The organism is Mycobacterium sp. OTB74 (assembly GCF_029892685.1).
Classification (GTDB): domain Bacteria; phylum Actinomycetota; class Actinomycetes; order Mycobacteriales; family Mycobacteriaceae; genus Mycobacterium.
Genome location: NZ_JARXVD010000032.1, coordinates 1 through 26217 on the forward strand (window position 1 = coordinate 1; position 26217 = coordinate 26217).

The 26217-nt window shown below is 64.9% G+C and carries 26 protein-coding genes; 17 read left to right on the plus strand and 9 right to left on the minus strand.

The features are described from left to right. The 3 genes from M2432_RS26765 to guaB form a co-directional block, all read right to left on the minus strand. Positions 1 to 1047 (minus strand): GMC family oxidoreductase (locus M2432_RS26765; RefSeq protein WP_280829880.1); only part of this gene is annotated, 1047 nt, incomplete at its 3' end. A 152-nt stretch (positions 1048 to 1199) separates the two neighbouring features. Next, entirely contained in the window at positions 1200 to 2327 is a 1128-nt protein-coding gene (locus tag M2432_RS26770; RefSeq protein ID WP_280829906.1) for a GuaB3 family IMP dehydrogenase-related protein, read from the minus strand. Between the two features lie 110 nt (positions 2328 to 2437). Next, a complete protein-coding gene (guaB, locus tag M2432_RS26775; protein WP_280829881.1) occupies positions 2438 to 3991 on the minus strand; it encodes an IMP dehydrogenase in 1554 nt (517 codons plus the stop codon). Positions 3992 to 4132: 141 nt separating this feature from the next. Between guaB and M2432_RS26780 the strand changes: the two genes are divergently transcribed. Continuing rightward, positions 4133 to 4537: a DUF5319 domain-containing protein gene (locus tag M2432_RS26780; protein ID WP_280829882.1), complete on the plus strand. Its 405-nt coding sequence runs from the start codon at positions 4133 to 4135 to the stop codon at positions 4535 to 4537. Positions 4538 to 4590: 53 nt separating this feature from the next. On the opposite strand, the gene M2432_RS26785 is transcribed toward M2432_RS26780, so the two are convergent. The 3 genes from M2432_RS26785 to M2432_RS26795 form a co-directional block, all read right to left on the minus strand. Then, positions 4591 to 5835 (minus strand): anti-sigma-D factor RsdA, encoded by a 1245-nt coding sequence (locus M2432_RS26785; protein ID WP_280829883.1) that lies wholly within the window; start codon positions 5833 to 5835, stop codon positions 4591 to 4593. Continuing rightward, positions 5828 to 6400 (minus strand): sigma-70 family RNA polymerase sigma factor, encoded by a 573-nt coding sequence (locus tag M2432_RS26790; RefSeq protein WP_280829884.1) that lies wholly within the window; start codon positions 6398 to 6400, stop codon positions 5828 to 5830. The genes M2432_RS26785 and M2432_RS26790 overlap by 8 nt, the downstream gene beginning before the upstream one ends. 99 nt (positions 6401 to 6499) lie before the next feature. Beyond that, positions 6500 to 7312: a hypothetical protein gene (locus M2432_RS26795; protein ID WP_280829885.1), complete on the minus strand. Its 813-nt coding sequence runs from the start codon at positions 7310 to 7312 to the stop codon at positions 6500 to 6502. Between the two features lie 423 nt (positions 7313 to 7735). Between M2432_RS26795 and M2432_RS26800 the strand changes: the two genes are divergently transcribed. Continuing rightward, entirely contained in the window at positions 7736 to 8029 is a 294-nt protein-coding gene (locus M2432_RS26800) for a WhiB family transcriptional regulator (RefSeq protein WP_280829886.1), read from the plus strand. 50 nt (positions 8030 to 8079) lie between these two features. On the opposite strand, the gene M2432_RS26805 is transcribed toward M2432_RS26800, so the two are convergent. Both M2432_RS26805 and M2432_RS26810 read right to left on the minus strand, forming a co-directional pair. Then, on the minus strand, positions 8080 to 9201 hold the full coding sequence (locus M2432_RS26805; protein ID WP_280829887.1) for a HoxN/HupN/NixA family nickel/cobalt transporter: 1122 nt from the start codon (positions 9199 to 9201) through the stop codon (positions 8080 to 8082). Then, on the minus strand, positions 9198 to 9974 hold the full coding sequence (locus M2432_RS26810; RefSeq protein ID WP_280829888.1) for a DUF6390 family protein: 777 nt from the start codon (positions 9972 to 9974) through the stop codon (positions 9198 to 9200). The genes M2432_RS26805 and M2432_RS26810 overlap by 4 nt, the downstream gene beginning before the upstream one ends. Before the next feature lie 240 nt (positions 9975 to 10214). On the opposite strand from M2432_RS26810, the gene M2432_RS26815 reads away from it, so the two are divergent. The 14 genes from M2432_RS26815 to hypE all read left to right on the plus strand — a co-directional run bounded on the left by M2432_RS26815 (position 10215) and on the right by hypE (position 23789). Continuing rightward, complete coding sequence (locus tag M2432_RS26815; protein WP_280829889.1) at positions 10215 to 10550, plus strand: hydrogenase maturation nickel metallochaperone HypA; 336 nt, start codon at positions 10215 to 10217, stop codon at positions 10548 to 10550. 29 nt (positions 10551 to 10579) lie between these two features. Continuing rightward, on the plus strand, positions 10580 to 11362 hold the full coding sequence (gene hypB, locus M2432_RS26820; RefSeq protein ID WP_280829890.1) for a hydrogenase nickel incorporation protein HypB: 783 nt from the start codon (positions 10580 to 10582) through the stop codon (positions 11360 to 11362). 281 nt (positions 11363 to 11643) lie between these two features. Then, positions 11644 to 12699 carry a hydrogenase expression protein HypE gene (locus M2432_RS26825; protein WP_280829891.1) on the plus strand — a complete coding sequence of 352 codons (1056 nt, stop codon included), beginning with the start codon at positions 11644 to 11646 and terminating at the stop codon, positions 12697 to 12699. 62 nt (positions 12700 to 12761) lie between these two features. Then, positions 12762 to 14558, plus strand: coding sequence for a nickel-dependent hydrogenase large subunit (locus M2432_RS26830; RefSeq protein ID WP_280829892.1), 1797 nt, complete (start codon positions 12762 to 12764; stop codon positions 14556 to 14558). Between the two features lie 18 nt (positions 14559 to 14576). Continuing rightward, a complete protein-coding gene (locus M2432_RS26835; RefSeq protein ID WP_280829907.1) occupies positions 14577 to 15512 on the plus strand; it encodes a NifU family protein in 936 nt (311 codons plus the stop codon). Further along, entirely contained in the window at positions 15509 to 16138 is a 630-nt protein-coding gene (locus M2432_RS26840) for a DUF5947 family protein (protein WP_280829893.1), read from the plus strand. The genes M2432_RS26835 and M2432_RS26840 overlap by 4 nt, the downstream gene beginning before the upstream one ends. Then, positions 16135 to 16779 (plus strand): DUF6084 family protein, encoded by a 645-nt coding sequence (locus M2432_RS26845; protein ID WP_280829894.1) that lies wholly within the window; start codon positions 16135 to 16137, stop codon positions 16777 to 16779. Before M2432_RS26840 ends, M2432_RS26845 begins: the two co-directional genes overlap by 4 nt. After that, positions 16776 to 18116, plus strand: a complete 1341-nt coding sequence (locus M2432_RS26850; RefSeq protein WP_280829895.1) for a hypothetical protein — start codon at positions 16776 to 16778, stop codon at positions 18114 to 18116. Before M2432_RS26845 ends, M2432_RS26850 begins: the two co-directional genes overlap by 4 nt. Positions 18117 to 18236: 120 nt before the next feature. Then, positions 18237 to 18719 (plus strand): hydrogenase maturation protease, encoded by a 483-nt coding sequence (locus tag M2432_RS26855; protein WP_280829908.1) that lies wholly within the window; start codon positions 18237 to 18239, stop codon positions 18717 to 18719. 3 nt (positions 18720 to 18722) lie between these two features. Continuing rightward, positions 18723 to 18974, plus strand: coding sequence for a HypC/HybG/HupF family hydrogenase formation chaperone (locus tag M2432_RS26860; RefSeq protein ID WP_280829896.1), 252 nt, complete (start codon positions 18723 to 18725; stop codon positions 18972 to 18974). Then, complete coding sequence (gene hypF, locus M2432_RS26865) at positions 18971 to 21286, plus strand: carbamoyltransferase HypF (protein ID WP_280829897.1); 2316 nt, start codon at positions 18971 to 18973, stop codon at positions 21284 to 21286. The genes M2432_RS26860 and hypF overlap by 4 nt, the downstream gene beginning before the upstream one ends. 16 nt (positions 21287 to 21302) lie before the next feature. Beyond that, positions 21303 to 21620 (plus strand): HypC/HybG/HupF family hydrogenase formation chaperone, encoded by a 318-nt coding sequence (locus M2432_RS26870; RefSeq protein ID WP_280829898.1) that lies wholly within the window; start codon positions 21303 to 21305, stop codon positions 21618 to 21620. After that, positions 21617 to 22717, plus strand: coding sequence for a hydrogenase formation protein HypD (hypD, locus tag M2432_RS26875; protein WP_280829899.1), 1101 nt, complete (start codon positions 21617 to 21619; stop codon positions 22715 to 22717). Before M2432_RS26870 ends, hypD begins: the two co-directional genes overlap by 4 nt. Continuing rightward, entirely contained in the window at positions 22710 to 23789 is a 1080-nt protein-coding gene (hypE, locus tag M2432_RS26880) for a hydrogenase expression/formation protein HypE (protein ID WP_280829900.1), read from the plus strand. The genes hypD and hypE overlap by 8 nt, the downstream gene beginning before the upstream one ends. Before the next feature lie 23 nt (positions 23790 to 23812). On the opposite strand, the gene M2432_RS26885 is transcribed toward hypE, so the two are convergent. Next, the gene (locus M2432_RS26885) at positions 23813 to 25309 is read right to left on the minus strand and encodes a potassium/proton antiporter (RefSeq protein ID WP_280829909.1); all 1497 of its coding nucleotides are present in this window, start codon (positions 25307 to 25309) and stop codon (positions 23813 to 23815) included. A 188-nt stretch (positions 25310 to 25497) separates the two neighbouring features. Here M2432_RS26885 and M2432_RS26890 point away from each other — a divergent pair, with 188 nt between their 5' ends. After that, the gene (locus M2432_RS26890; RefSeq protein WP_280829901.1) at positions 25498 to 26166 is read left to right on the plus strand and encodes a TrkA family potassium uptake protein; all 669 of its coding nucleotides are present in this window, start codon (positions 25498 to 25500) and stop codon (positions 26164 to 26166) included. Positions 26167 to 26217: the final 51 nt, after the last annotated feature.

The window sequence follows — 26217 nt, forward strand, 5'->3', positions numbered from 1 at the left end:
AACAACTCCCGCCGCGTTGCCCTCGAATGTCGGTAACCACTTGGCACGACAACCTCCCAAATCAACGGATGTTGTCTTGACCGTATGAATATGCCGATCCATACCCGGCAGCACCTCACGGGTCTGCGCGCCCACGATGGACTCCGAGTTGGTCCGCGTCAGCACACCGAGGCGATCGGACAGCTTCGCCAACTTTCCACTGTCACGCACCTTGAACAACAGCTTCTGGGTGTTGTACGTGCCGGCCGCGACGATCAGGTACTTGGCGGTGAAGCTGCGCTTGTCGCGGCGCAAACGGCCATTGGTACGACGGGTGTCCACCCGCCACAGACCATCACCGCGCTGCTCGAAGCTGGTCACCGTGGTCATCGGATGTACTTGCGCCCCAGCGGATTCGGCCAGACCGAGGTAATTCTTCACCAAGGTGTTCTTGGCCCCGTGCCGGCAACCGGTCATGCACTCGCCGCACTCGATGCAACCGGTGCGGGCCGGCCCGGCCCCGCCGAAGTACGGGTCAGGCACAGTCTCGCCCGGCGTCTGCTTGCCGTCGGCACCGAAGAACACACCCACCGGGGTGGCCACGAAGGTGTCGCCGCAGCCCATGTCGTCGGCCACTTCTTTGACGATGCGGTCAGCGTCGGTGAACGTCGGGTTCTGGACCACACCGAGCATTCGCTGCGCCTGCTCGTAGTGCGGCATCAGTTCGGCGTGCCAGTCGGTGATGGTCTTCCACTGCGGGTCGTTGAAGAACGGGTCCGGCGGGATGTACAGGGTGTTGGCATAGTTCAGCGAACCGCCGCCCACACCGGCGCCGGCCAGGATCATCACGTTGCGCAACAGGTGGATGCGCTGAATGCCGTACATGCCTAATTTGGGGGCCCACAAGAACTTTCGCAGGTCCCACGAGGTCTTGGCGAAGTCGGCGTCCGCGTAGCGGGGACCGGCCTCCAGCACTCCGACCCGGTAGCCCTTCTCGGTCAGTCGCAGGGCGCTGACGCTGCCCCCGAATCCCGAACCGATGATCAAGACGTCGTAGTCAGGCTCCATGGCAGAAGTATGACCCTACCGGCGGGTAACCAGCCACCAAGGCAACCCTAACTTTTGCCGCCGCAAGGCCCGAGACATCACGGCTCTTTGCGCGAAACCGCCCAAATCACAACAACATACGGAGTTTCGGCGCACCTCAGCGAACGTGGAACCTAACTGCCGACGGTCAGGCCGACCTTCTGAAATTCCTTCAGATCGCAGTAACCGGCCTTGGCCATCGACCGGCGCAAGCCACCGACCAGGTTCACCGCACCGAACGGATCATCGGACGGTCCATCGAGCACCTGCGCCAACGACGGCCGCTCCCCCAGCGCGATCTGCAGCAGCGCACCGCGCGGCAACGACGGATGTGCCGCGGCGGCAGGCCAGTACCAGCCGTCGCCCGGCGCCTCGGCGGCCGCAGCCAACGGGGTTCCGAGCACCGCGGCGTCGGCACCACAGGCGATGGCCTTGGCCAGATCACCCGAGGTGTGAATGTCACCGTCGGCCAGCACATGTACGTACCGCCCACCGGTTTCGTCGAGGTATTCGCGGCGGGCCGCCGCAGCGTCTGCGATCGCAGTGGCCATCGGAACATTGATGCCGAGTACCTGGTCGCTGGTGGTCACCCCGGCAGTGGAGCCGTAACCGACGATGACGCCGGCCGCGCCCGTACGCATCAGGTGCAGGGCGGTGCGATGGTCGAGCACCCCGCCGGCCACCACCGGCACGTCCAACTCGGAGATGAAAGTCTTGAGGTTCAGCGGTTCTCCGTCTGACGCAACGCGTTCGGCGGAGATGATGGTGCCCTGGATAACCAGCAGGTCGATGCCGGCAGCCACCAGCGTCGGGGTCAGCGCCTGCGCGTTCTGCGGACTTACCCGCACCGCCGTGGTGACGCCCGCTTCGCGAATCCGGACCACAGCCTTGCCGAGCAGATCGAGATCCAGTGGCGCAGAATGCAATTGCTGCAGCAAGCGGACAGCAGCCGACGGATCGGACTCCTTGGCCGCCAGCTCCACCACCTGAGCCAGCTTGTCCTCGACATCGGCATGCCGACCGATCAGGCCCTCACCGTTGAGCACCCCGAGCCCACCCAGCTTGCCCATGGCGATGGCGAACTCGGGTGAAACCAGAGAATCCGTCGGATGGGTGACGACCGGAATGTCGAACCGGTAGGCGTCGAGCTGCCAGGCGGTCGATACATCCTTGCTCGAACGGGTACGCCGAGCCGGCACGATATTGATGTCATCGAGTTCATAGGTCCGGCGGGCGGTTCGGCCCATACCGATTTCGACCATGTCACGCATGCGCTAACTCCCTAACAGTTGTCGCCGAAACCGACGTTATGGCCAGATCTACTCGCACTTTTGGGCCCAATCGTCCGTTTCGGCGCAATGGGGCGACACACTCAGCGCGTGTAGTAGTTCGGGGCTTCGACAGTCATCGTGATGTCGTGCGGGTGGCTTTCCTTGAGGCCGGCCGCGGTGATCTGTACGAACTGCGCCTGCTGCAGGTGCTCGATGGTCGCAGAACCGGTGTAGCCCATGGCTGCGCGCAACCCGCCGGTCAGCTGGTGGATCACAGTCCCCAACGGACCGCGGAACGGCACTCGGCCCTCGATGCCCTCGGGCACCAGCTTGTCCTCGGACAGCACGTCGTCCTGGAAGTAACGGTCCTTGGAGTAGGACTTGCCCTGACCTCCCGCATTTGACCGGCCCTGCATGGCACCCAGCGATCCCATACCGCGGTAGCTCTTGAACTGCTTGCCGTTAACGAAGATCAAGTCGCCCGGCGCTTCTGCGGTGCCCGCCAGCAGCGAGCCCAGCATGGCCGTCGACGCACCGGCGGCCAGCGCCTTGGCTATATCACCGGAGTACTGCAGGCCGCCGTCGGCGATCACCGGAACGCCGTAGGGCTTGCAGGCCGCCACCGCTTCCAGGATCGCGGTGATCTGCGGGGCACCGACACCGGCAACCACACGCGTGGTGCAGATCGAGCCTGGGCCGACCCCGACCTTGACCGCGTCGGCACCCGCCTCACACAGCGCCGCGGCGGCCGCCCGGGTGGCGACGTTGCCGCCGACCACCTCGACCTTCCCGCCGACTGCCTTCTTGAGCCGGGACACCATGTCCAACACGCCGCGGTTGTGGGCGTGCGCGGTATCCACGATCAGCACGTCGACGCCGGCATCGGCCAGCGTCATGGCACGGGTCCAGGCGTCGTCACCCACGCCGACTGCGGCACCGACCAGCAGGCGACCGTCACTGTCCTTGGTAGCCAATGGGAACTGCTCGGTCTTGACGAAGTCCTTGACGGTGATCAGCCCGGTCAGCTTGCCGTGGCCGTCGACGATGGGCAGCTTCTCGATCTTGTGCCGCCGCAGCAGGCCCAGCGCCGCCTCAGCGGACACCCCTTCCTGCGCGGTGATCAGCGGGGCCTTGGTCATCACTTCGGCAACCGGCTTGTTCTGGTCGACCTCGAAGCGCATATCCCGGTTTGTGATGATGCCCACCAACTCACCGCTGCTGTTGACCACAGGCAAGCCGGAAATCCGGAACCGGGCGCACATGGCGTCGACCTCGGCCAGGGTGTTGCCCGGCGAGCAGGTGACGGGGTCGGTGACCATGCCGGCTTCGGACCGCTTGACGGTCTCGACCTGGCCGGCCTGCTCGGTGACCGGCAGGTTGCGGTGCAACACGCCCATGCCACCGGCGCGGGCCATCGCGATGGCCATGCGGGACTCGGTGACGGTATCCATCGCCGAGCTGACAAGCGGCACCCGAAGCCGAATGTTGCGCGTCAACTGGCTGGACGTATCGGCCGTGGCCGGAATGATGTCGGAGGCCGCCGGCAGCAGCAGGACGTCGTCGAAGGTCAGCCCGAGCATCGCGATCTTGGTCGGATCGTCGCCGCCGGTCGGCACCGGAACGGCAATGGGAACGCTGCTTTCAGCGATCGACATGGGTGGGCCTCCCGGCAGACACAATCGAGGAACTAAAAACCCATCCTATCGGCCTTTACGACCGGCGCCGAACCCCGCCATCCGGCGGCTCGCCGGGGTGACGGCTGGCGCGACACCTGGGGTGATAAGTAGGGTGGAGCCGTGCGTGACCACCTGCCACCGGGCCTGCCGCCCGATCCATTCGCCGACGATCCGATGGACCCGTCGGCCGTTCTGGACGCGCTGGAGCCGGGCCAACCGCTGGACCCGCAGGAGCGCATGGCTGTAGAGGCTGATCTCGCCGATCTGGCGGTTTACGAAACCTTGTTGGCGCACAAGGGAATTCGTGGTCTCGTCGTATGTTGCGACGAATGCCAGCAGGACCACTACCACGACTGGGACATGCTGCGGGCAAATCTGCTCCAGCTGTTGGTCGACGGCACTGTGCGCCCCCACGAGCCGGCCTACGACCCCGAACCCGATGCCTACGTGACCTGGGATTATTGCCGCGGGTACGCCGATGCGTCGCTGAACGAAGCCACGTCGGACTCCGACGGCTATCGCTGATTTTTTCTGTTGGCTGAAAGGGCGATCTGCCCTAGGCAGCGGCAATCCGCCCGTCAGTGCTGAGCGCCCGAATGCCCCGACTGGGCAGTGGGTTCTGTCTGGCTCGTCACACTCGACTGAACTGAGTGCGGTGTTTCGGCAGCCGTGTTCGCCGGGGCCTGGGTAGGCGCAGCCACAGTTGTCGTCGGGATCTGCGCGGCCGCGGTTGTTGAAGCCACCGTCGGCGCGGCCGCAGTTGTCGAGGCCGCGGTCGGCGCGGTCTGGGTTGCCTCAACTGGCGGCGTTGTCGCCGCGGGCGCAGGCCCCGCGGTCGTCGTCGGCGTGGCCGACGTCGGTGCCGCTGTCGTGGTGGGCGTCGCAGTGGTGGTTTCGGCCGGCGACGTCGGTGTGCTCGCCACCGTGGTCGAGGTGGCCGTCGCATCGGTCGAGGTCGTCGGCGTGCCGGCGCCCGGAACAACTGTCGGCGCACCTGATGTCGAAGTGGTCGGCGTAGCCGTAGTGGACGTCGCTGTAGTGGGGCTAGCCGTCGTAGACGTCGCCGTGGTCGACGTCGTCGACGGAGCGGAGGTCGACTCCGTCGTCGGGGTGGTCGACGTCGTCGACGTCGTGACCGACGCCGATGGCGGCTGGACGACCGGTACCGGCAGCAGCGTCAACGGCGACGACGGCAGCGTGGGCATGGGCTCTCCCGGCGGCGGCAGCGTCGCGGCGGAATTCTGCTCAACTACCTTGTAGGTCAACGCATTCCACTGCTGAATCAGCTGCTGCTTGTGTTCCGGAGTGTCAACGCTCTGCACGGTCGGGCTCAACTGCTGCAGCTTGTCCTGTGCCTGCTGCCACTGACCGTTGTCGATCATCTGCTGAACCTGTTGCATCTCGGTCTGCGCAGCCAGCATCACCTGTTCATCGCTGACCCGAGGCGCACCGAACAAGGTGGTCCGCACCCCGTAGAGCGCATCTCCCGGCCCCGCGCCGTACACCGCGGTACCGAACCCACCAAGGCACAGCAGGGCCGCCGCGATCGATCCGGCGATGGTCAGCGTGCCGCGGGAGTGCTTCTTGGCCAGCCCGTTCTGTAGCGCGGCAACCGCATCGCGAGCGGTCACCGGCGTCGTCACTGCAGGTTCACGCACACTGTCGCGCCAGTCGGCGAGCAGGAACGCCAACTCGGCCTCGGTCCCATCGGTCGAGTAGGGCGGTTGATTGGCGGCCAGCGCGTCCAGGAACCGGTCGGCTCGGTTGATCTCGTTGAGCGACGGATCACCGCCGTTGGATGTCCAGCGTCCGAAGTCAGGCATGGCCGCGCTCCGTCGCCGAGATTTCAGCTTTCAGCCGCGCCAGGGCCCGGTGCTGGGCCACCCGGACCGCACCGGCCGTGCTGCCCAGTGCCTCGGCAGTCTCCTCGGCGCTCATACCTACAACCACGCGCAGGATCAGGATTTCGCGCTGCCGGTCCGGCAGCACGGCCAGCAGCGCGTTCATCCGCGCCGCGGCGTCAGAGTCGATGGCGAGTTGTTCGGGACCTGGATCGCCAGAGGCGCGGTCAGGTAGTTCGTCGGTGACATCCGCGCGGTTACGGCCGGCGGCACGGTGTGCGTCAGCAACCTTGTGTGCGGCAATGCCATACACAAAGGCCAGGAACGGTCGTCCCTGATCTCTGTAGCGGGGCAGTGCCGTGATCACGGCGAGACACACCTCCTGGGTCACATCGTCTGCTGAAAGTCCGCTCCGCTCCCCGACCCGGGCCCGGCAGTAACGGACGACGATCGGACGGATGGTTTCCAGCACCTTCCGGAGCGCATCGGGATCACCGGCGACCGCATCAGCAACGACGGCATCGAGACCTTCTCCCGAAAATGTCATCGTGCGCGATATCTCCAGCGTTACGGATTTGGACCAGCTGATCTCGGTGTGTCAGCTAGACAGTAACGACAGGTCGGGGCGGGTCCGAATCATCCAGCATCACCCGGCCCACTGCCCACCCCTGGCGCGGACGGTCGCCGCGGCGTCATCCCTGATCGCGGCGATGTCCTGCGGGCTGTGCCCCGCGCTACCGATGTCGCCGAGCAGGCAGCCCAGTGCCCAGGTCAGCGGGACCAGTCCCAGCTCACGCGTGCGCGCCAGCGCCGCGTCCGCGACAGCGCGGGAATCGTCGTACCGGCCTGCGCTGCACAGCGCAGCGGCGTACACGACCTGGGACTTCACGGTGTGGCGGGGCGAGCCGACAGACTCGGCCAGCTGTACAGCGCGCTCGGCATGACCAACCGACGCCTCACCGTGCCCGCTCACCATGGCCAGCTCGGCGCTCACCCACGCCAGCCGCACGTGCTGCCGGGCAACGCCGCTGGCCTCGGTGACGGGAGTGGCGCGTGCGAGCAGTCGCCCGGCGGCGCCGAACCTTCCAACGCCCAGCGCGTCAGCGGCCAGTCCGACGAGGGCGTCGGCTTGCGCTTCTGCATCGTCGGCCAGCGCCCAGGCTTGGCCGTCTGCGACCCGGGCCAGGTTGTGCCAGCCGAGCTGACGGAGGAATGACGCTTTGGTGCTCAGCGCGAGCGACAGCAACGGACCGCCGGCCCGCCGAGACAAGTCCTGCAGGTCGGTGAACGCAGATGCGTAGCGGCCCTGCCCACCCGCAGCGACCGCCCGCAGCCACTGCTCATGGTTGGTCGTCGCCGAAGGCAGCGGCCACAACTGCGGATCGTTGCCGAAAGCGGCAGCTGCGAGGCGATCGCCTGGTAGACCCGCGGCGACGTTCGGGGCATGGGTTGCGGTCATCGGATCAGCACGCTATCAATGCCGTCGCCCCGCGCGGGCAGGCTTGGCTCACGGGCAGCCCGACGAACTTTGGTTAAAAATTTGTGGGCACCATGTTAACGGCATGTCAATTGCGTTCATTTTGCGCAGAATTGCCCGGTTCGGATGAGCCCATCCGAACTGCGAAAACCTCTGCGATCGTGCAGTAACGCATACCGCAATGAACTGCAGTTTCGTTGCATAAGCATCGCGAAGATGAACGTGATGTAAATTCTCGACCTGCGGTTATGGGGTTCCGCACAGAACGGAGCTATTGACGGAATTTGCAGAGTCCTTCTACGTTGTGTGCACGAGTAGTCATCGGGGACAAGAGCTCGGATCATTTCCACGATTGACGCGCTTCCGTTGGTTTGTGAAAAGGACGCGCAGGGAGGGGTTTTCACAATGCCGTTGCCGCAGCAACTACCCGGACCTAACGCCGATATGTGGGATTGGCAAATGCACGGCGTTTGCCGCGGCGTGGACTCCTCGGTGTTCTTCCACCCCGATGGCGAGCGTGGCCGGGCGCGCGCCCAGCGCGAAAGGCGCGCCAAGGAGATGTGCCGGGCGTGCCCCGTGATCACGCAGTGCCGGTCTCACGCTCTGGCCGTCGGCGAGCCCTACGGCATCTGGGGCGGGCTCAGCGAAGGCGAGCGCGAACTGATGCTCAAGCGGGGCATCCGCCGCCGGGCATCGTAAGTCGGTGTTCACCAAGCGGCCTCGCCCTCCAGGGTGAGGCCGCTTTGCGGTTAGCCGCTGGACGAACCCAGGGTCTCCGCCTGCCATCTGTCTTCGATCCTGGCGTAACGCCAAATCAGCACGGACGCAATCCAAGTGACGGCGAAGAGCCCGACCACGATGAACCCGAGAGCGTTGATGTCCAGGCCGTTGATCCAATCCCAGAAACCGCCTGTCCAGTTCAGCTGCTGGGCAAGTAGACCCAGCAGCTCAATGCTGCCGATGGCCAGCGCGACCACGATGGACAGACCGGTGATGGTGATGTTGTAGTACACCTTGCGGACCGGTTTGAGGAACGCCCAGCCGTAGGCAAAGTTCATGAACGTGCCGTCTGCAGTGTCGAGCAGACTCATGCCGGCCGCGAACAGTATCGGCAGGCACAAGATGGCGTACCAGGGCAGTCCGGCTGCCGCGCTGGTACCGGCCAATACCAGCAGAGCGACCTCGGTGGCGGTGTCGAAGCCCAGCCCGAACAGCACCCCGACGGGATACATCTGCCGGGGCGTGGTGATCGATTTCATGAGACCGCCGAAGATGCGGTTCATGAATCCCCGCTTGTTGATTTGGTCTTCGAGTTCGGCTTCGTTGTAGGTGCCCGAGCGCATTTGACGGAACACCTTCAAGATGCCGGCAAGAATGCCGATGTTGATTATCGCGATGAGCAATAGAAAGACGCCGGAGACGCTAGTACCGATCAACCCGGTGTAGTGGTGCAGCGCCGAGGCGTCATCCTCGACCGGATCGACGATCGCCTTGACCCCGATCGACAGCAGCAACGCGAGCCCGAACACGACCGTGGAATGTCCCAGCGAGAAGTAAAACCCGACCGACACTGGTCGCTGTCCGTCGGCCATCAGCTTTCGGGTGGTGTTGTCGATTGCCGAGATGTGGTCGGCGTCAAAGGCATGCCGCAACCCCAGCGTGTAGGCGGTCAGACCGACGCCAAGCCCCAGAGTCTTGTCGCCCAGGCTGTAGTGGTGCGGCGCCACGAACGCGGCCAGGGTGATCCAGCCGATCAGATGCAACCCCACGATCACCCCCACCATGGCCATCACCCGCAGCCATTCTTCACGGGTCAGCGACGTCCTGACCGCAGCCAAGCGGGATCGGTTGGATTCACCAGCGGCAGTCATGAACAGTCCTCTCGCGAACCTGCCAGGCGTCGATTGGTGACAGATAGCTGACGGGCGGTGCTGTCTTGCAGAGCGCGACACTGGTCAGGGGTCAGCCGTCCGCACACCCGCCCCCAGTGCAGCGCGACCTGATCACCGACAGCCATGTCGGGCACCGCACAGTAACCGTCCTCCCAGACCTCCAGATGCCGCGGTGACGGTTCCGACAATCGAAGCTCATGCCCGTCCCACTGCAGTTGGCGCGCATTGACGTCGACATCGCCGCCGGTGCAGGAAACCACAGTCGCCCAGGTGATTCGGCAGTTGTCCAGGACGTGCAAAGGATGCTCATCCATTCCCCGGCCAAGCAATCGCGACCACGGATACACGCCGAACACATGGAAACAATGATTGGCGGCGGCCTCACCGGCGAGGCCGTTGGTCAGATGCGACCAGTACTGGCCGGCAAGTGGTCCGATAACAGCGAGCAGCCGGCTCGCGAACTCACGGGAATCCAGCTCGGCCGCGACACCGCCTCCCAGCCAATAAGATTCGACTAACCGGTGATCCAGCGGGTCGGCTATGCCGGTCATGTTGGACAGCACTTCCAGGTATGGCCAGGCACCCCAGAAGCTGCGGGCCGCGGCCCGCACGTCATCGGCAGATGCGCTGCGCAACCCGGCCAACTCCGGTGGCCCACAGTAGCCAAGATGGTTAGGGGCGTACGCATAGCGGGCGAACATCTCAACGCCCCGGTTGTCCGGGGCCCGCGGAGTTGCCGGCAATGGGGTCACCCCGGAGCATCCTCACCGAGTCGAAGGCACACGCTGGCCTCCTTCCGGTCGGGCCCAGCACCTATCAGGCTAGTTTCGTCCGGCCGCGGCGGACAATCACAATTTCGGTCAGCGAGTTTGCGCTGTACCGCCGCATTCCTAGGCCGGAGCGGATGCCGGGCGTAGCGTTGAAAAACGTTCCGGTGCAGTCCTGCAGCGGGTAGGACAAACGTCGGCCGGGCGGAGGCGCGGTGAAACCCAGTGCATGAGCTTTCGCTATGTCAAGCGATCGCCGGTGTCGTCAGGCCGTACGCAGCCGACAAGCACGTCGACGTGGTCCGCGTACAAGTCGGCGCCCTCCGGCAAGTAGTTCCCGATTCATTGGCCTTCTGCTGGAACCTGATTCGCGAGTATGAGTGCATGCCCGACGCCCAGCTCGAGCTCGAAATGGTGCCGGCGGAGGTGACATGCCGGTCATGTGGGCAGCGGTCACAACTCGCCTCCCGCTGGTCCATCTGTTGCCCGGCATGCGACAGCGGTGACGTCCAGGTGATCAGAGGCAATGAATTCCAGGTCACATCCCTAGACGTGTCCTGACCGGCCGCGTTCCACGAGAGGTATCCACGATGGGTAAGTTTCACCGGCACGACGACGGCACGGTCCACGCCCACGGGGATCACGACCTTGGGGATCACGACCATGCCCACGATCACGGTGACCACAGCGGCTACGAAACCGGTTCCCAGCGGATCGATGTGCTCGAATCGATCTTCGCCGAAAATGACATACGCGCGAACATCAACCGGAATGCTTTCGAGAGCAACGGAGTTCGCGCACTCAACCTGATGAGCTCACCCGGATCCGGCAAGACCACTGTGCTGGCCGCAACGCTCGACGAACTCGCTGACGACATCGCCGTCGGGGTGATCGAAGGCGATATCGCCACCGATCTCGACGCGGCCAAGCTCGGCGGCCGAGGCGCACAGATCTCGCTGCTGAACACCAACAGCGGCTTCGGCGGAGAGTGCCACCTGGACGCGCCGATGGTCAACCGCGCGCTGCGGGGCCTGGACCTTGCGCGCCTTGATCTGGTCATCATCGAGAACGTCGGCAACCTGGTCTGCCCGGCCGAGTTCGACGTCGGAGAGCACGCCAAGGCGATGGTCTACTCGCTCACCGAGGGCGAGGACAAGCCACTGAAGTACCCGGTGATGTTCCGCGCGGTGGATCTGGTGCTCCTCAACAAGATCGATCTGGCGCCGTATCTCGACGCCGATATCGACACCTACACAGCACACGTGCGCAAGGTGAATCCGACCGCGACGATCCTGCCGGTGAGTGCCCGGACGGGAGCGGGCATGGCGGAATGGTTCAGCTGGCTACGCCGGTTCGCCAGTCGTGGAGATTGACATGAACCATCTTGAATCCGAGGAAATTTCGCTACATGTGCGCCAGCAACTCAGGGATGGCCAGATTGACACAGTTGTCGATTTTGTGATGCGGCCGGATGGCCCAGGTATCGCATCCCTGGGAGGTTATATCGAGCCGTTGACAAGCTAATCTCCCCGGAGTAGACCGGACAACAGCGTCGCGTATCGGGCCGAACGTCGAGCCCTGCGACGAAGGAGACCTAGCTCGTCCCCGGGAAGTTCGACGTAGGGACCCAGCCCGTCCCGGAAAGAACTGCGCTATGCCTACATCGGCAGCAGTCAAAGCAGAAGCGACATTGATTCACGTGCTGTGGATCAATGCCGGTCTGAGTTGTGACGGCGATTCCGTGGCGCTGACTGCCGCCACTCAGCCCAGCATCGAGGAGATCGCACTCGGCGCGCTCCCCGGTCTACCCAAAATCGCCGTGCACTGGCCCCTCATCGACTTCGAGTGCGGACCGAACGGGGGCGCCGACGACTTCCTCGAATGGTTCTTCCGCGCCGATCGTGGCGAACTGGAACCATTCGTGCTGGTTGTCGAGGGATCGATACCCAACGAGCAGTTGCATTCCGAAGGCTACTGGTGCGGGTTCGGCAACGACCCCGCCACCGGCCAGCCGATGACCACCAGCGAGTGGCTGGATCGGTTGGCGCCCAAGGCAACCGCGGTGGTCGCCGTCGGTACCTGCGCCACCTATGGCGGTATGCACGCGATGGCCGGTAATCCCACCGGCGCCATGGGCGTACCCGACTATCTCGGCTGGGACTGGAAGAGCAAAGCGGGTATTCCGATTGTCTGCGTCCCAGGCTGCCCGATACAGCCGGACAACCTGGCGGAGACGTTGACCTACCTGCTCTACATGGCGACGGACCAGGCGCCCATGATCCCGCTGGACGAAGCGTTGCGGCCCGCCTGGCTGTTCGGCGCGACCGTGCACGAAGGCTGTGACCGGGCCGGCTATTACGAGCAGGGCGACTTCGCCCACGAGTACGGCTCACCTAAATGCATTGTGAAACTGGGGTGTTGGGGCCCGGTCGTCAAATGCAACGTGCCCAAGCGCGGCTGGATCAACGGCATCGGCGGCTGCCCGAATGTTGGTGGCATCTGCATCGGCTGCACCATGCCGGGTTTCCCGGATAAGTTCATGCCCTTCATGGACGAGCCGCCGGGCGGCAAGGTGTCCACCGCTGCGTCCGGTCTGTACGGATCAGTGATCCGCAACCTGCGCCACGTCACCGGCCGCACCGTCGACAAGGAGCCGCGCTGGCGCCACCGTGGCACAAAGCTCGAAACGGGAGCGACCCGCACCTGGTAGGTGCCGAGTACCCGTCGCTCTGCCGCCGATACGGCGAAAAGTTCAGCTAGGGAGCGAAGTTCATGACAACGATCATTCCGGAGCCGTCACAGGTCAAACACGAACCCGGCCAGCTCGTGGAGATGGCCTGGGACCCGATCACCCGGATTGTCGGCAGCCTCGGCATCTACACCAAGATCGACTTCGAGAACCGCGAAGTGGCCGAGTGCCACAGCACATCGTCGATCTTCCGCGGCTACTCGATATTCATGAAGGGCAAGGATCCTCGCGACGCGCACTTCATCACCAGCCGCATCTGCGGTATCTGCGGCGACAACCATGCCACCTGCTCGTGCTACTGCCAGAACATGGCCTACGGTGTCAAGCCTCCGCACCTCGGCGAGTGGCTGGTCAATCTCGGTGAGGCCGCCGAATACATGTTCGACCACAACATCTTCCAGGAGAACCTGGTCGGCGTCGACTACTGCGAAAAGATGGTCGCCGAGACCAACCCGGGTGTGCTCGCGAAGGCCGAGAACACCCCGGCACCCCACGCCGATGCGCACGGCTACAAGACCATCGCCGACATCATGCGCACGCTCAACCCGTTCACCGGCGAGTTCTACCGCGAAGCGCTACAGGTAAGCCGGTGGACGCGAGAGATGTTCTGTCTCATGGAAGGCCGGCACGTCCACCCGTCCACGTTGTACCCGGGCGGGATCGGCACGGTGGCCACCGTTCAGCTGATGACCGACTACATGACGCGACTGATGCGCTACGTCGAGTTCATGAAGAAGGTCGTCCCGATGCACGACGACCTGTTCGACTTCTTCTACGAAGCCCTCCCCGGCTACGACAAGGTCGGTCTGCGACGGACCCTGCTCGGCTGCTGGGGCTCGTTCCAGGACCCCGAGGTGTGCAACTTCGCCTACAAGGACATGGAGCGCTGGGGCGACGCCATGTTCGTCACCCCCGGCGTGGTGGTGGACGGTAAGCTTGTCACCCACTCCTTGGTGGACATCAATCTGGGACTCCGAATTCTGTTGGGCCACAGCTATTACGACGACTGGTCCGATCAGGAGATGTTCGTCAAGAACGACCCGCTCGGCAACCCGGTCGATCGCCGCCACCCCTGGAACCAGCACACCAACCCACATCCGCAGAAGCGGGACATGGACGACAAGTACAGCTGGGTGATGTCGCCGCGGTGGTACGACGGCAAGGACCACCTCGCACTGGACACCGGTGGTGGTGCGCTGGCCCGGATGTGGTCCACTGCGCTGGCCGGACTGGTCGATATCGGCTACGTGAAGTCGACCGGGCACAGTGTGCAGATCAACCTGCCCAAGACCGCCCTCAAGGGACCTGTGGAACTGGAATGGAAGATCCCAGAGCACGGCAGCAACACCCTCGAACGCAACCGGGCCCGCACCTACTTCCAGGCCTACGCCGCGGCCTGTGCACTGCATTTCGCCGAGCAGGCGCTAGGCGAAATCCGCGCCGGCCGCACCAAGACCTGGGAGCGCTTCGAGGTGCCAGACGAGAGCATCGGATGCGGGTTCACCGAGGCGGTGCGCGGCGTGCTCAGCCATCACATGGTGATCCGGGACGGCAAGATCGCCAACTACCACCCGTATCCGCCGACCCCGTGGAACGCCAGTCCTCGCGACACCTACGGCACGCCGGGACCGTACGAGGATGCGGTGCAGGGTCAGCCGATCTTCGAGGAGAACGACCGGGAGCACTTCAAGGGCATCGACATCATGCGTACGGTGCGAAGTTTCGATCCGTGTCTGCCCTGCGGCGTGCACATGTACCTGGGTGAGGGAAAAACCTTGGAGCGGTTGCACTCTCCGACGCAGTCCATAACCGGGGATTAACCTGTGGGCGTGCCTGGTTTGTCACACTCCGAGGTAACCCAGGACGACGCCCATTGGCGCACGGCGGGCGACCGGATACAGACACTGCTCGACGCCAGCTCGGCAGCCGGGCCGGTGGCGCGTGAGCGTGCCGAGCTGTTGGCGGGTGAAATCACCGAACTGTATGGTGCTGCGCTGCAACGCATCATTCGGCTGAGCGCAGCCGCGGCTCCAGGGTTCGCCGAGCAACTCGCCGCCGACGATCTGATCGCCAGCCTGTTGCTGGTGCACGGTCTGCATCCGCACGACGCCAGACGGCGCATTGAGGACGCGCTGGACAGGGTCAGACCGTATCTGGGTTCACATGGCGGCGATGTCGCCGTGCTCAGCGTTGCCGACGGCCCGGACGGCACTGCAGTCCGATTGCAGTTCTCGGGCAGTTGCAAGAGCTGCCCCTCGTCGGCAGTGACCCTGGAACTCACCGTCGAGGACGCCATCCGCGCCGCCGCCCCGGAAGTCAGCACCATCGAGGTGGTCGCGGCCGAACCAGCGGCGGGCGTGATACCGGCGGCGGCGCTGCTCAGTCGGGTCCATCGCAACGGCCACACTTCGGCTGCCTGGCAACCGGTGCCGGAGCTCGCCGAACTGAAACATGGTGAGGTGGGCGGCTTCCGGCTGGCAGACACCACTGTCCTGGCATGCCGGCTCGGCGACAATTGGTTCGTCTACCGGGATCGCTGCGGGCGCTGCGGCGACTCGTTGGCCGGTGCCGCACTGCACCGCCGCGTCGGGTCGGCCGACCCAGTGTTGCGCTGCCCCAGCTGCCACGCCCATTTCGACGTGGTGCACGCCGGCGCCTGCGTCGACGACAACGCCATGGCCGCTGAACATCTCGAGCCGGTACCTGTGCTGGTACGCGACGGTGTGCTGTCCATCGCGATGGAAGCTGCCCCGACCAAAGCCGGTGTGCCGTGACCGGCGCTTATGACGTGCTGGCGCGCATTCGCGCCGGCCGGGCCGCGCCCATTGCGGCCGGCGAGCGGTGCGAGATGTGCTCGGAACAGATCGCCGAGGAGCACCAGCACGTGGTGAATATCGAAGGCCGGCAACTGATGTGCGTCTGCCGGGGTTGCTACCTACTGTTCACCGACGTCGATGCCGTGCTGCACTACCGCGCCGTCCCAGACCGGTACCTGTCCTTCCCCGAATTCGCGCTCGGCCGCCGCGAGTGGGAGCTCCTGCAGATCCCGGTCGGGCTGGCCTTCTTCTTCCGCAACTCCGCCCTCGACCGGACGTTGGCCTTCTATCCCGGTCCGGCCGGCGCCACGGAATCCGAACTGAACCTGGGTATGTGGGACGACATTCGCGCCGCAGACCCGCGCATCGACATGCTTGCCGACGACACCGAGGCACTGATCCTGCGGGTGCCCGAAGAGCTGGGGCCCATCGAATGCCACTTGGTGCCCATCGACGCGTGCTATGAGCTCGTCGGCCGGCTGCGAATGCTGTGGCGTGGCTTCGATGGCGGGCAGCAGGCCCATGAGTTCGTCGATCAATTCTTCGGCGCCATCGCCCAACGCAGCAAGGTGGTGGCGCCGTGACCGAGGTGACCTTCGCGGTGCTCGGGGTGTTTCCCGAGCCGTACGCCATTGCGCCGGTACTGGCCGCCCGGGTCGGGATCTCAGCAGATGGCGATGAGCCGGTGCACGCCATCGCGCTGCGCGCCCAGGTACGCATCGAACCGCTACGCCGCGCCTACACAGAGGAGGAGGCGGCGGGCCTGCTCGACCTGTTCGGTACCAGAGACCGGTGGGGCACCACCCAGCACACGTTCCTGTGGCAGCACAGTGGCGTGATGGTGCCAGGTTTCTCCGGCGCCACCCAGGTAGAACTCCCAATGGCGTGCACCTACGATTTCGAGGTCACCGCGGCAAAGTACTTCCACGCCCTGCACGACGGCAACGTCCCTCTGCAATTTCTTTTCAGCGGAACGGTTTTCACCAAGGGCTCCCGCGGCTTCGCGGTCACACCGGTGCCGTGGGACTGCGAGGACCACTACGACATGCCGGTATCGGTGTGGCGAGATCTGATCGAACTGCACTACCCGAATACCGGCTGGATTCGGTTGCACCACAGCACCATCGACGCGCTGGCGGACTACAAGGCCCGACATGCGTTGCTCGGGCTGGATGAAACCGTGACGGCATTATTGGCAGCCCAATCGGCGGAGGACCTCCGATGACTGCGGGGTGGGAGCAGGTCAGGGCTGTTGCCGATGCGGTGCTCTACGAGGGCTATCTGCTTTACCCGTACCGGGCCACGTCGGGTAAGAACCAGTCGCGCTGGCAGTTCGGTGTGCTCGGTCCGCGGCAAGCTGCCGAGCTCGGGCTCGGCGAGGATGAGAGCCTCTCGGCTGAAATCCTCATACACCCCGGACCTGATACGGCCTTGACCATCGTGGTCCGGTTCCTGCAATTGCAACACCGGGCAGTGCAGCGGCAGACCGCAAGCGTGTTCGAGCCGGTCGACGAACTGACCGTAGCCGGCCGAACCTGGCTCACCTGGGACGAAGCCGTGGGACGCGAGCTGTCGTTCGGACCGTTCTCCGAATCGGAACTGGCCACCCCGCAGACACTGCCGATCGTCGTTCCTGCGGGCACCGACGTCGAGCACATCGACGGTGGCCGATTGGTCCGGACCCGCGCGGAGTTGCGCGCCGAGTTGACAGTGCAGTCCGAGCCCGATGACGGCCTGCGGCGCATTAGCCTGGAGGTGCGCAATGTTGCGGCGCCCCCGGCAGATAAAGACGTCGCGATCGCTAGGTCACTGATCGGCACCCACCTGATCATCGAGGTTACCGGCGGCGAATTCGTGTCGCTGCTGGAACCACCGGACTCAGCCGCCGGCGCAGTCAGTCGCTGCCAGCGGCACCGGTGTTTCCCGGTGCTCGCCGGTTCGCCCGGCGATACCACGCTGATGCTGGTCTCGCCGATCATCCTGTACGACCACCCGGAGATCGCCGAGCAGAGCGAGGGCGCGCTGTTCGACTCGACCGAGATCGACGAAATCCTGACGCTACGCGTTATGACGATGACCGAAGAGGAAAAGGCCCAAGCTCGAGCCACCGACCCGCGCGCGGCGGAGATCATCGACCGCTGCGACGCGATGTCACCCGAAGCGCTGCTGAATCTTCATGGGGTGCTTCGCAATCCACACGCCGGTACCGAAATCCGATCGCTGATACCTGAGGTTCCAGAGGGCGTCGACTGGTGGGATCCGCTGGCGGACACCGCCGTCGCCCCGAGCATCGACGCGGTGCTGGTGAACGGGGTGCGGGTAAGTCGCGACAGTCGGGTCCGGCTGCACCCCGCCCGGCGCGCCGACGCGCAGGACCTGTTCTACGCAGACAAGGTCGCCCGAGTCACCTGCGTACACGAGACGGTCGACGGCGATCAGCAGATCGGCGTCGTCCTTGAGGACGACCCAGCCGCCGATCTGCACGACTGGTACGGCCGCTACCTGTACTTCGCACCCGACGAAGTCGAACCGCTGAGTGAAGGGAAATCAACATGCAAGTAGTGGGTTGGGTAGCCGTGGCCGTGGTCGCGGCTGTAGTCGTTGCCGGCGGACTGATCAGCGTCCGCTCGATCCCAGATATGCGTCGCTACATGCGTATGCGGCGGATGTGACGGAGGCACCATCACGCAACGGATTCTGGTAGCCGGCATCGGCAACATCTTCCTCGGTGACGATGGTTTCGGCTCCGAGGTACTCCGCCACGTCAACTGTACGGAGCTGGGTGTCAGGCTGACCGACTACGGCATCAGGGGCATGCACCTCGCTTACGACCTGCTCGCCGAGTGGGACGCGTTGGTACTCGTCGACGCGATCCCCTGCCGCGGTGCGCCAGGTACTGTGCATGTCTTCGAGGCCGATCACCAATCACTCACAGCGGCAATCGGTCTGGATGCACACGCCATGGATCCTGCGACGGTGTTCGCCAGTCTCAATGCACTCGGCGGCACCGCCCCCTTCACCGTGATTGTCGGATGCGAAGTGTCCGACGTCGACGACCGGATGGGGCTGTCCGACGTTGTGGCAGCCGCAGTCCCGGCCGCCGCCCGCACCGTCGAAAACGTCGTCGCGGACCTACTCGACCGCACCCCGGTTCGGGAGGGCTGAATCATGTGCCTGGGTATACCGGGGCAGGTCATTCGGATGCTGGAGGGTTACGGCGACCAGCTCGCACTTGTCGACGTGGCCGGCGAGCAGCGTAAGGTGAATGTCGGGATGCTTCCCGAGGAGACGTTCAGTGCAGGCGACTGGGTGATCATCCATATGGGCTTCGTCCTCGAAAAGACCGATGCAGCAGGCGCCGCGGCCGCGCTGGACGGGTTGAAGTTGATGGGTAGCGGCAGCGATGGGACGGGGCCGTGACGCGCCAACGCCTACGCATCTGCGTACACGGGGTCGTCCAAGGGGTCGGCTTCCGGCCGTTCGTCTACACCCGCGCCGCCGCACTAGGGCTGAGCGGGTCAGTCCGCAACGACAGCTCCGGCGCGATCATCGAGATCGAAGGCGATACCGCAGCCATCGCCGATTTCCTGAACCGATTGAAGAACCGGCCTCCCCCGCTGGCTGTCATCGAATCCGTTCAGAAACAGGATATTCCACTGCAGGGTGGCACCGGATTCGCGATCATCGACACCTCGCACTCAGCAGGCGGCCGTACCCTCGCCTCTCCCGATGTCGCGATGTGCAACGACTGCGCAGCCGAGCAGCGTGACCCCGGCAACCGGCGCTATCGGCACCCGTTTGTCAACTGCACGAACTGCGGGCCCCGTTTCACCATCATCGCGTCGCTGCCGTACGACCGGTCCGCCACCACCATGGCCGATTTCCCAATGTGCCCCGAATGCGCCCGTGAGTACGCCGACCCGACCGATCGTCGCTTCCACGCCCAACCCATCTGTTGCCCGCGATGCGGGCCGACGCTGAGCTTCCGGGACTATGACACCGTCATCACCGACGGCGAGGACGGCCTGAAACGAGCACGGAAACTGTTGCGCGACGGTGGAATTCTCGCCGTCAAGGGCATCGGTGGTTATCACCTCGCCTGCGATGCTGCCAACGGGTCGGCTGTGGCAACGCTACGCCGGCGCAAGCGTCGCGGCGACAAGCCGTTCGCGGTGATGGTCGCCGACCTGGCGACGGCGCACGACATCGCAGAGGTGGACAAGTCTGCAGCGCAGCTACTCTCAGGCATCCAGCGCCCAATAGTGTTGCTGACCAGGCGAACACCCACGTCGATATCCGATCTGATCGCACCGCACAATCCGGATATCGGCGTCATGCTGGCCTACTCGCCACTGCACACCCTGCTGTTCGGACTGCCGGGCGACGAACCGGGTCCGCCGGTCCTGGTGATGACTTCGGGCAACCTGGGCGGGGAGCCGATCTGCTTCACCGATACCGACGCAGTGGAACGCCTCTCGCGGCTCGCCGACGGCTGGCTGCTGCACGACCGGGCGATCCTGGTGCCGTGCGACGACTCGGTGGTGCGGATGCTCAGCCTCGGCGGAGCCGAGAATGAGGCCGGGGCACAAGAGATGCCGATCCGTCGGTCCCGCGGCTATGCACCGCTGCCGGTCGCGTTACCGGTGCCGGTGCCGTCGACACTGGCGGTGGGCGCCGATCTGAAGAACACCCTGGCTGTCGCCGATGGCAAGTACGCGTGGCTGAGTCAGCACATCGGCGACATGGACGACCTGGCCACCCTGTCCGCATTCGACGCAGCGCAAGAGCACCTGCAGTCGCTGACCGGCGTAATACCCGAGAATCTCGTCGCCGACGCACACCCCGGGTACCGCTCCACCGCGTGGGCGCGCCGCCATGCAGGCCGACGGCCGCTCCGGATGGCGCAGCACCACCACGCCCACATCGCCGCCGTGATGGCCGAGCACGGTCTCGACGGCGACAGCCGAGTGCTCGGATTCGCTTTCGACGGAACGGGTTACGGTCCCGATGGGGCGATCTGGGGTGGCGAGGTGTTGGTTGCCGACTACAAGGGCTACCAACGGGTGGCGCAGCTCCGATATGTGCCGTTGGCCGGAGGCGATGTCAGCGTGCTGCGGCCGTATCGCATGGCGCTCGCGCACCTGTGGGCCGCCGGCCTGCCCTGGGACGAAGACCTGGCACCGGTGCACGCCTGCCCGAACGACGAACGCCGGGTCCTGGCCCACCAGTTGCAGACCGGCCTTGGCTGTGTCCGCACCTCCAGCATGGGCCGGCTCTTCGATGCGGTGTCCGCGCTGGCCGGGGTGCGGCAGACGGTCGATTATGAAGCGCAGGCGGCCATCGAGCTGGAGGGCCTGTCGCGCGGTATGGATTGCGGCGCAGCTACTTACGCCTTCAGTATCACGAGTGCCGATCCGATGCTCATCGATCCCGCACCGGTGCTTGCCTCCGTCATCGACGATCTGCGCGCCAACGTTCCGCCGGGCGTGATCGGGGCGCGGTTTCACGTTGCCGTGGCCGATCTCGTCGTGCGACTTGCCGAGCTTGAGTCGAAAGCCATCGGTTCGCCCGTCGTCGCGTTGTCCGGCGGGGTGTTCCAGAATGCGCTGCTGTTGCGCTTGACGCTGAGGCAACTGCACACCAAGGGATTTGAGGTGATCACCCACCGTCATGTTCCGCCCAACGATGGGGGAATCGCGCTCGGCCAACTGCTGGTGGGCAATTCGATCTGAGAAGAGGAGCAATCCGATGTGTTTGGCAGTTCCAGGAAAGATCCTGAGCCTCACCGAGCGCGACGGCACGCTGATGTCACTGGTCGACTTCGGCGGCATCCAGAAAGATGTCTGCCTGCAGTACATCCCGGACGCAGCGGTTGGCGAATACGTCGTCGTGCATGTGGGATTCGCCATTCAGCGACTCGATGAAGAGTCGGCAATCAAGACATTGGCCGAGTTCGAGCACCTCGGCGTGCTCAACGAGGAATTCGGCGACGGGTTCGCGATCGCGGCGCGACAAGCCGGACTGGCCGCCCCCACAGACAGCGCAACAACCGAGGTGACACCGTGAAATATCTGGATGAGTTCAGTAACCCCGAACTGGCGGCAAAGCTCGTCGACCAGATCCGGGCGGCTACCAGCAGACGCTGGGCGATCATGGAAGTGTGTGGCGGGCAGACACATTCGATCATCCGCCATGGTATCGATCAGTTGCTGCCCGACGAGATCGAAATGATCCACGGCCCGGGCTGCCCGGTGTGCGTGACACCGTTGGAGATGATCGACAAGGCCCTGGAGATCGCCTGTCGACCTGAAGTGATCTTCTGCTCCTTCGGCGACATGCTGCGGGTGCCCGGCAGCACGAAGGACTTGTTCCGGGTCAAGAGCGAAGGCGGCGACGTCCGGGTCGTGTACTCGCCGCTGGATGCCTTGACCATCGCTCGCGAGAACCCCGATCGGCAGGTGGTGTTCTTCGGCATCGGCTTCGAGACCACCGCGCCCGCGAATGCGATGACGGTGTATCAGGCTAAACGACTTGGCATCAAGAACTTTTCACTGTTGGTGTCACACGTTCTGGTGCCACCGGCGATCGCTGCGATCATGGAGTCGCCGACCTGCCGGGTGCAGGCGTTCCTCGCAGCCGGGCATGTGTGCTGCGTGATGGGCACCGACGAATACCCGGCGCTGACCGAAAAGTACCGGATCCCCATCGTGGTCACCGGATTCGAGCCGCTGGATATCTTGGAAGGCATCCGGCGCACGGTGATTCAGCTGGAAGCCGGCCGGCACGAGCTGGAGAACGCATACCCGAGAGCCGTTCAGGCGCAGGGCAATACCGCGGCGAAGGCGATGTTGGAGGACGTCTTCGAGGTCACCGACCGCAAGTGGCGCGGTATCGGCATGATTCCGGCCAGCGGATGGCGTCTGTCCCCCTCCTACCGCGAGTTCGACGCAGAGTATCGCTTCGCGGTCACGGGAATTCACACGGCCGAGTCGGTGGTGTGCCGTTCTGGTGAAGTGTTGCAGGGCATCATCAAGCCGCATGAGTGCGCCGCGTTCGGCAAGGAGTGCACGCCCCGTAATCCGCTGGGCGCCACAATGGTTTCCTCGGAGGGCGCCTGCGCCGCGTACTACCTTTACCGGCGACTCGAGGTGACACATGCCTGAGACAGCGGCCGAGAACGGCGCCACAATCGACATCGAGTCGTGGGTCTGCCCCGCTCCGCTGCGCGACGCACCGAACATCGTGATGGGTCACGGCGGCGGCGGGGCGATGTCGGCTGAATTGATCGAGCATCTGTTCCTGCCGGCATTCGGCCCGGCGGCCGAGGCCAACATGGGCGACTCGGCCGTGATCGAGGTCGGTGGGGTGCGGTTGGCGTTCTCCACCGACTCGTTCGTGGTGAAGCCGTTGACGTTCCCCGGCGGCACCATCGGCGACCTGGCGGTGAACGGCACGATCAATGACCTCGCGATGGCGGGCGCGCAGCCGCTGGTGCTGTCGACCGCATTCATCCTCGAGGAGGGCACCGCGCTGGAGGAGATCGCACATGTGGCGCACGCCGTCGGTACGGCCGCGCTGGCCGCTGGAGTCAAGCTGGTCACCGGCGACACCAAAGTCGTCGATTCGGGCCACGGCGACGGCGTGTTCATCAACACCGCGGGGATCGGCGTCGTCGACCCGCGAACCGATATCCGTCCACAGCGGGCCACGCCCGGTGACGCCGTCATCATCAGCGGCGATATCGGCGTGCACGGCGTGGCGGTGATGAGCTGCCGCGAGGGGCTGGCCTTCGCAACCACGGTCGCCAGCGATACCGCACCGCTACACGGACTGGTGGCCGCCATGATCGACACGGGTGCCGACGTACATGTCCTGCGTGATCCCACGCGGGGCGGGGTGGCCGCGACGCTCAACGAGATCGCGAAGACCGCACAGGTCGGGGTCGCGCTGGACGAGCGCAGCCTGCCGATCCCCGCCGAGGTCCGGGACGCATGCGGACTGCTCGGCCTAGACCCCCTGCAGGTGGCCAATGAGGGCAAGCTGTTGGCCTTCGTGCCCGCCGACGATGCCGATCGAGTGTTGGCCGCGATGCGCAGTCACCCGCTCGGTGCCCGAGCCGCGGTGATCGGCCACTGTGTCGCCGAACATCCCGGCATGGTGGTCGCGCGGACCGCGCTCGGCGGCACCCGGGTTGTGGACCTGCCCATCGGCGAACAGCTGCCTCGGATCTGCTGAACGATCGCAACCGTGAAAGGCGCCTAATCCGGTTCGCCGTATTCGTCGAACCAGTAAGCCAATTTGCCGCGGCGGCTCACCGCGCGCAGCCGGCGCTCGGTGGCCTCGCGGGTGGTGCTGGTGCTGACGATCAGTAGTTCGTCACCGACTGCAATGCGCGTGTCGGGCTGTGGCACAAAGGTGTTGCCCTTGCGGATGATTAGGGTGATCACGCTGGGGTCGGGCAGCCGCAATTCCAGCACGGTCACGTTGTGCAGTCGCGACTGAGGCAACACCGTCAGGGTCAGCAGTTCAGCATCGAGCACGTCAAGCGGTGCAGATTCCACCTGAATCTCGCGGGTTATGTCACGCCTGATGAGTCCGAGGCGCTGCGCGATCGGCTTGAGGCTGGGCCCTTGGACCAGAGTGAAAACCACCACCAGCACGAACACGACGTTCAGCAGCCGTTGGCTCTCCGGGACGCCGGTCACAATCGGATACGTGGCCAGCACGATGGGCACGGCACCGCGCAGGCCGGCCCAGGACAGGAAGGCCTGTTCCCGCCAGGGCACCCGGAAACCGACCAGCGACAGCACCACCGAAAGCGGTCGCGCCAGCAACAGCAGGACCAGGCCGACGACGACGGCCGGCACCAGGTCGTCGGCGAGCTCACTCGGTGTGACCAGCAACCCGAGCAGGACGAACAGTCCGATCTGAGCCAGCCAGCCAAGTCCTTCGGCGAAGGACCGGGTGGCTGCGCGGTGCGGCAGACCGGAGTTCGCCAGCACCAGACCGGTCAGGTAAGCGGCGAGGAACCCGCTGGCATGCTCCACCCCGGAGGCTGCGAAGGCCACGACGCCCAATCCGAAGGTAGCGAGCGGATACAACCCCGACGCCGGCAGCGCGATGCGGCGCAGCGTGAACGCTCCGAGATAGCCGCACAACAGCCCGATCGCCGCACCCGCCAGCAGTTCGTAAACGAGGTTGAGCAGCGCCTCCCCCAGTTCGAAGTGCAACGGAACAACGCTGAACATCACCACCAGGATGACGGCGGGCGCGTCGTTCAACCCGGACTCGGCCTCCAGCAGACCGGCCAGCCGTCGGGGCAGCGGCAGCACCCGCAGCACCGAGAAGACTGCTGCGGCGTCCGTCGAAGAGACGATGGCGCCGAGCAGCAGCGCGAGCTGCCAGTCCATACCTAGCAGCAGGTGTGCCCCCGCTGCGGTAACCACGGTGCTGATCGCCACGCCGAGGGTGGCCATCACCGCAGCTGGAGCCAGGCTTCTGCGTATCTCGCTGAATTGAGTGGTCAGACCGCCTTCGATGAGGATGATGGTCAGGGCGGCGGTACCCAGATCGCGGACCAGCGCGACGTTGTCGAATCTCAGGCCGAGCCCGTCCTCGCCCAGCCCAACCCCGACGGCCAGGAACAGCAGCAGACTCGGTAAGCCCACCCGGGTCGCCAATCGGGTGGCCACGATGCTGGCCAACAGCGCCAGCGCACCGACAAGCAGCACCCGGAACAGCTGCTCCAGCGTCATCTCCAGTCCCCGTTCAGATCCGGCGGCCACGGAATTCAGCCACAGAGCGCTTCAACCGTGGCGGTCGTAGGCAAATGTATCCGGCGGCGCAGGGCGCCGAGGGTGTCAGCCTGTGAATCTGCTGCGGGCGCCACGTGAGTGACAATGGCTGCATGGACACCCACTCATTCGGCAAGAAGGACGCGTGAATGCGCGTGGCGATTGCCGGTGCCGGCGCAGTCGGCCGGTCAGTGGCGCAGGAACTCGTCGCCAACGGCCACAAGGTCCTGCTGATCGACCAAGACATCCGCAAGTACGAGCCGGGCACGGTTCCCGAGGCCGACTGGCTGCTCGCCGATGCTTGTGAGGTGACCTCACTCGAGGAATGCGGCATCGAGCTGTGCGACGTGGTGATCGCTGCGACCGGCGATGACAAAGCGAACCTGGCAGTGGCGCTCTTGGCCAAGGTCGAGTTCGGCGTATCACGGGTGGTCGCGCGGGTCAACAACGTGAGCAACGAATGGTTGTTCACCGACGCGTGGGGCGTCGACGTTGCGGTATCGACGCCGCGCGCCATGGCAGCCGGAATCGAGGGCGCCATCGATATCGGCCATCTGGTGCGTTTGATGGGGCTCCGACAGGGGCACGCCAATCTCACGAAGTTCACGCTGCCCCAGGGCAGTCCCTTGATCGGCAAGACGTTCGGCGACATGACGTTGCCGCCGAACACCTTGTTGGCCACGGTGCAGCGCGGCAGTCGGATCATCGTGCCCAAAGCCGACGACCGCTTCGAGGACGGCGACGAATTGTTGTTCGTCGCTGACGAATCCGTGGACGCTGACATCCGCGACCTGATCCACAGGGGCGGGGGGTCATGAGTTTCTGTGTCCAGCGTGCACTTAGCGTCAGATTCCTTGAGACCGCCTCGA

Excerpts from the sequence above, each read along its gene's own strand:
- M2432_RS26770 (WP_280829906.1), bottom strand. The coding sequence starts at position 2,327 with ATGGTCGAAATCGGTATGGGCCGAACCGCCCGCCGGACCTATGAACTC.
- guaB (WP_280829881.1), bottom strand. The coding sequence starts at position 3,991 with ATGTCGATCGCTGAAAGCAGCGTTCCCATTGCCGTTCCGGTGCCGACC.
- M2432_RS26785 (WP_280829883.1), bottom strand. The coding sequence starts at position 5,835 with ATGCCTGACTTCGGACGCTGGACATCCAACGGCGGTGATCCGTCGCTC.
- M2432_RS26790 (WP_280829884.1), bottom strand. The coding sequence starts at position 6,400 with ATGACATTTTCGGGAGAAGGTCTCGATGCCGTCGTTGCTGATGCGGTC.
- M2432_RS26795 (WP_280829885.1), bottom strand. The coding sequence starts at position 7,312 with ATGACCGCAACCCATGCCCCGAACGTCGCCGCGGGTCTACCAGGCGAT.
- M2432_RS26800 (WP_280829886.1), top strand. The coding sequence starts at position 7,736 with ATGCCGTTGCCGCAGCAACTACCCGGACCTAACGCCGATATGTGGGAT.
- M2432_RS26805 (WP_280829887.1), bottom strand. The coding sequence starts at position 9,201 with ATGACTGCCGCTGGTGAATCCAACCGATCCCGCTTGGCTGCGGTCAGG.
- hypB (WP_280829890.1), top strand. The coding sequence starts at position 10,580 with ATGGGTAAGTTTCACCGGCACGACGACGGCACGGTCCACGCCCACGGG.
- M2432_RS26825 (WP_280829891.1), top strand. The coding sequence starts at position 11,644 with ATGCCTACATCGGCAGCAGTCAAAGCAGAAGCGACATTGATTCACGTG.
- M2432_RS26830 (WP_280829892.1), top strand. The coding sequence starts at position 12,762 with ATGACAACGATCATTCCGGAGCCGTCACAGGTCAAACACGAACCCGGC.
- M2432_RS26850 (WP_280829895.1), top strand. The coding sequence starts at position 16,776 with ATGACTGCGGGGTGGGAGCAGGTCAGGGCTGTTGCCGATGCGGTGCTC.
- M2432_RS26860 (WP_280829896.1), top strand. The coding sequence starts at position 18,723 with ATGTGCCTGGGTATACCGGGGCAGGTCATTCGGATGCTGGAGGGTTAC.
- M2432_RS26870 (WP_280829898.1), top strand. The coding sequence starts at position 21,303 with ATGTGTTTGGCAGTTCCAGGAAAGATCCTGAGCCTCACCGAGCGCGAC.
- hypE (WP_280829900.1), top strand. The coding sequence starts at position 22,710 with ATGCCTGAGACAGCGGCCGAGAACGGCGCCACAATCGACATCGAGTCG.
- M2432_RS26885 (WP_280829909.1), bottom strand. The coding sequence starts at position 25,309 with ATGACGCTGGAGCAGCTGTTCCGGGTGCTGCTTGTCGGTGCGCTGGCG.
- M2432_RS26890 (WP_280829901.1), top strand. The coding sequence starts at position 25,498 with ATGCGCGTGGCGATTGCCGGTGCCGGCGCAGTCGGCCGGTCAGTGGCG.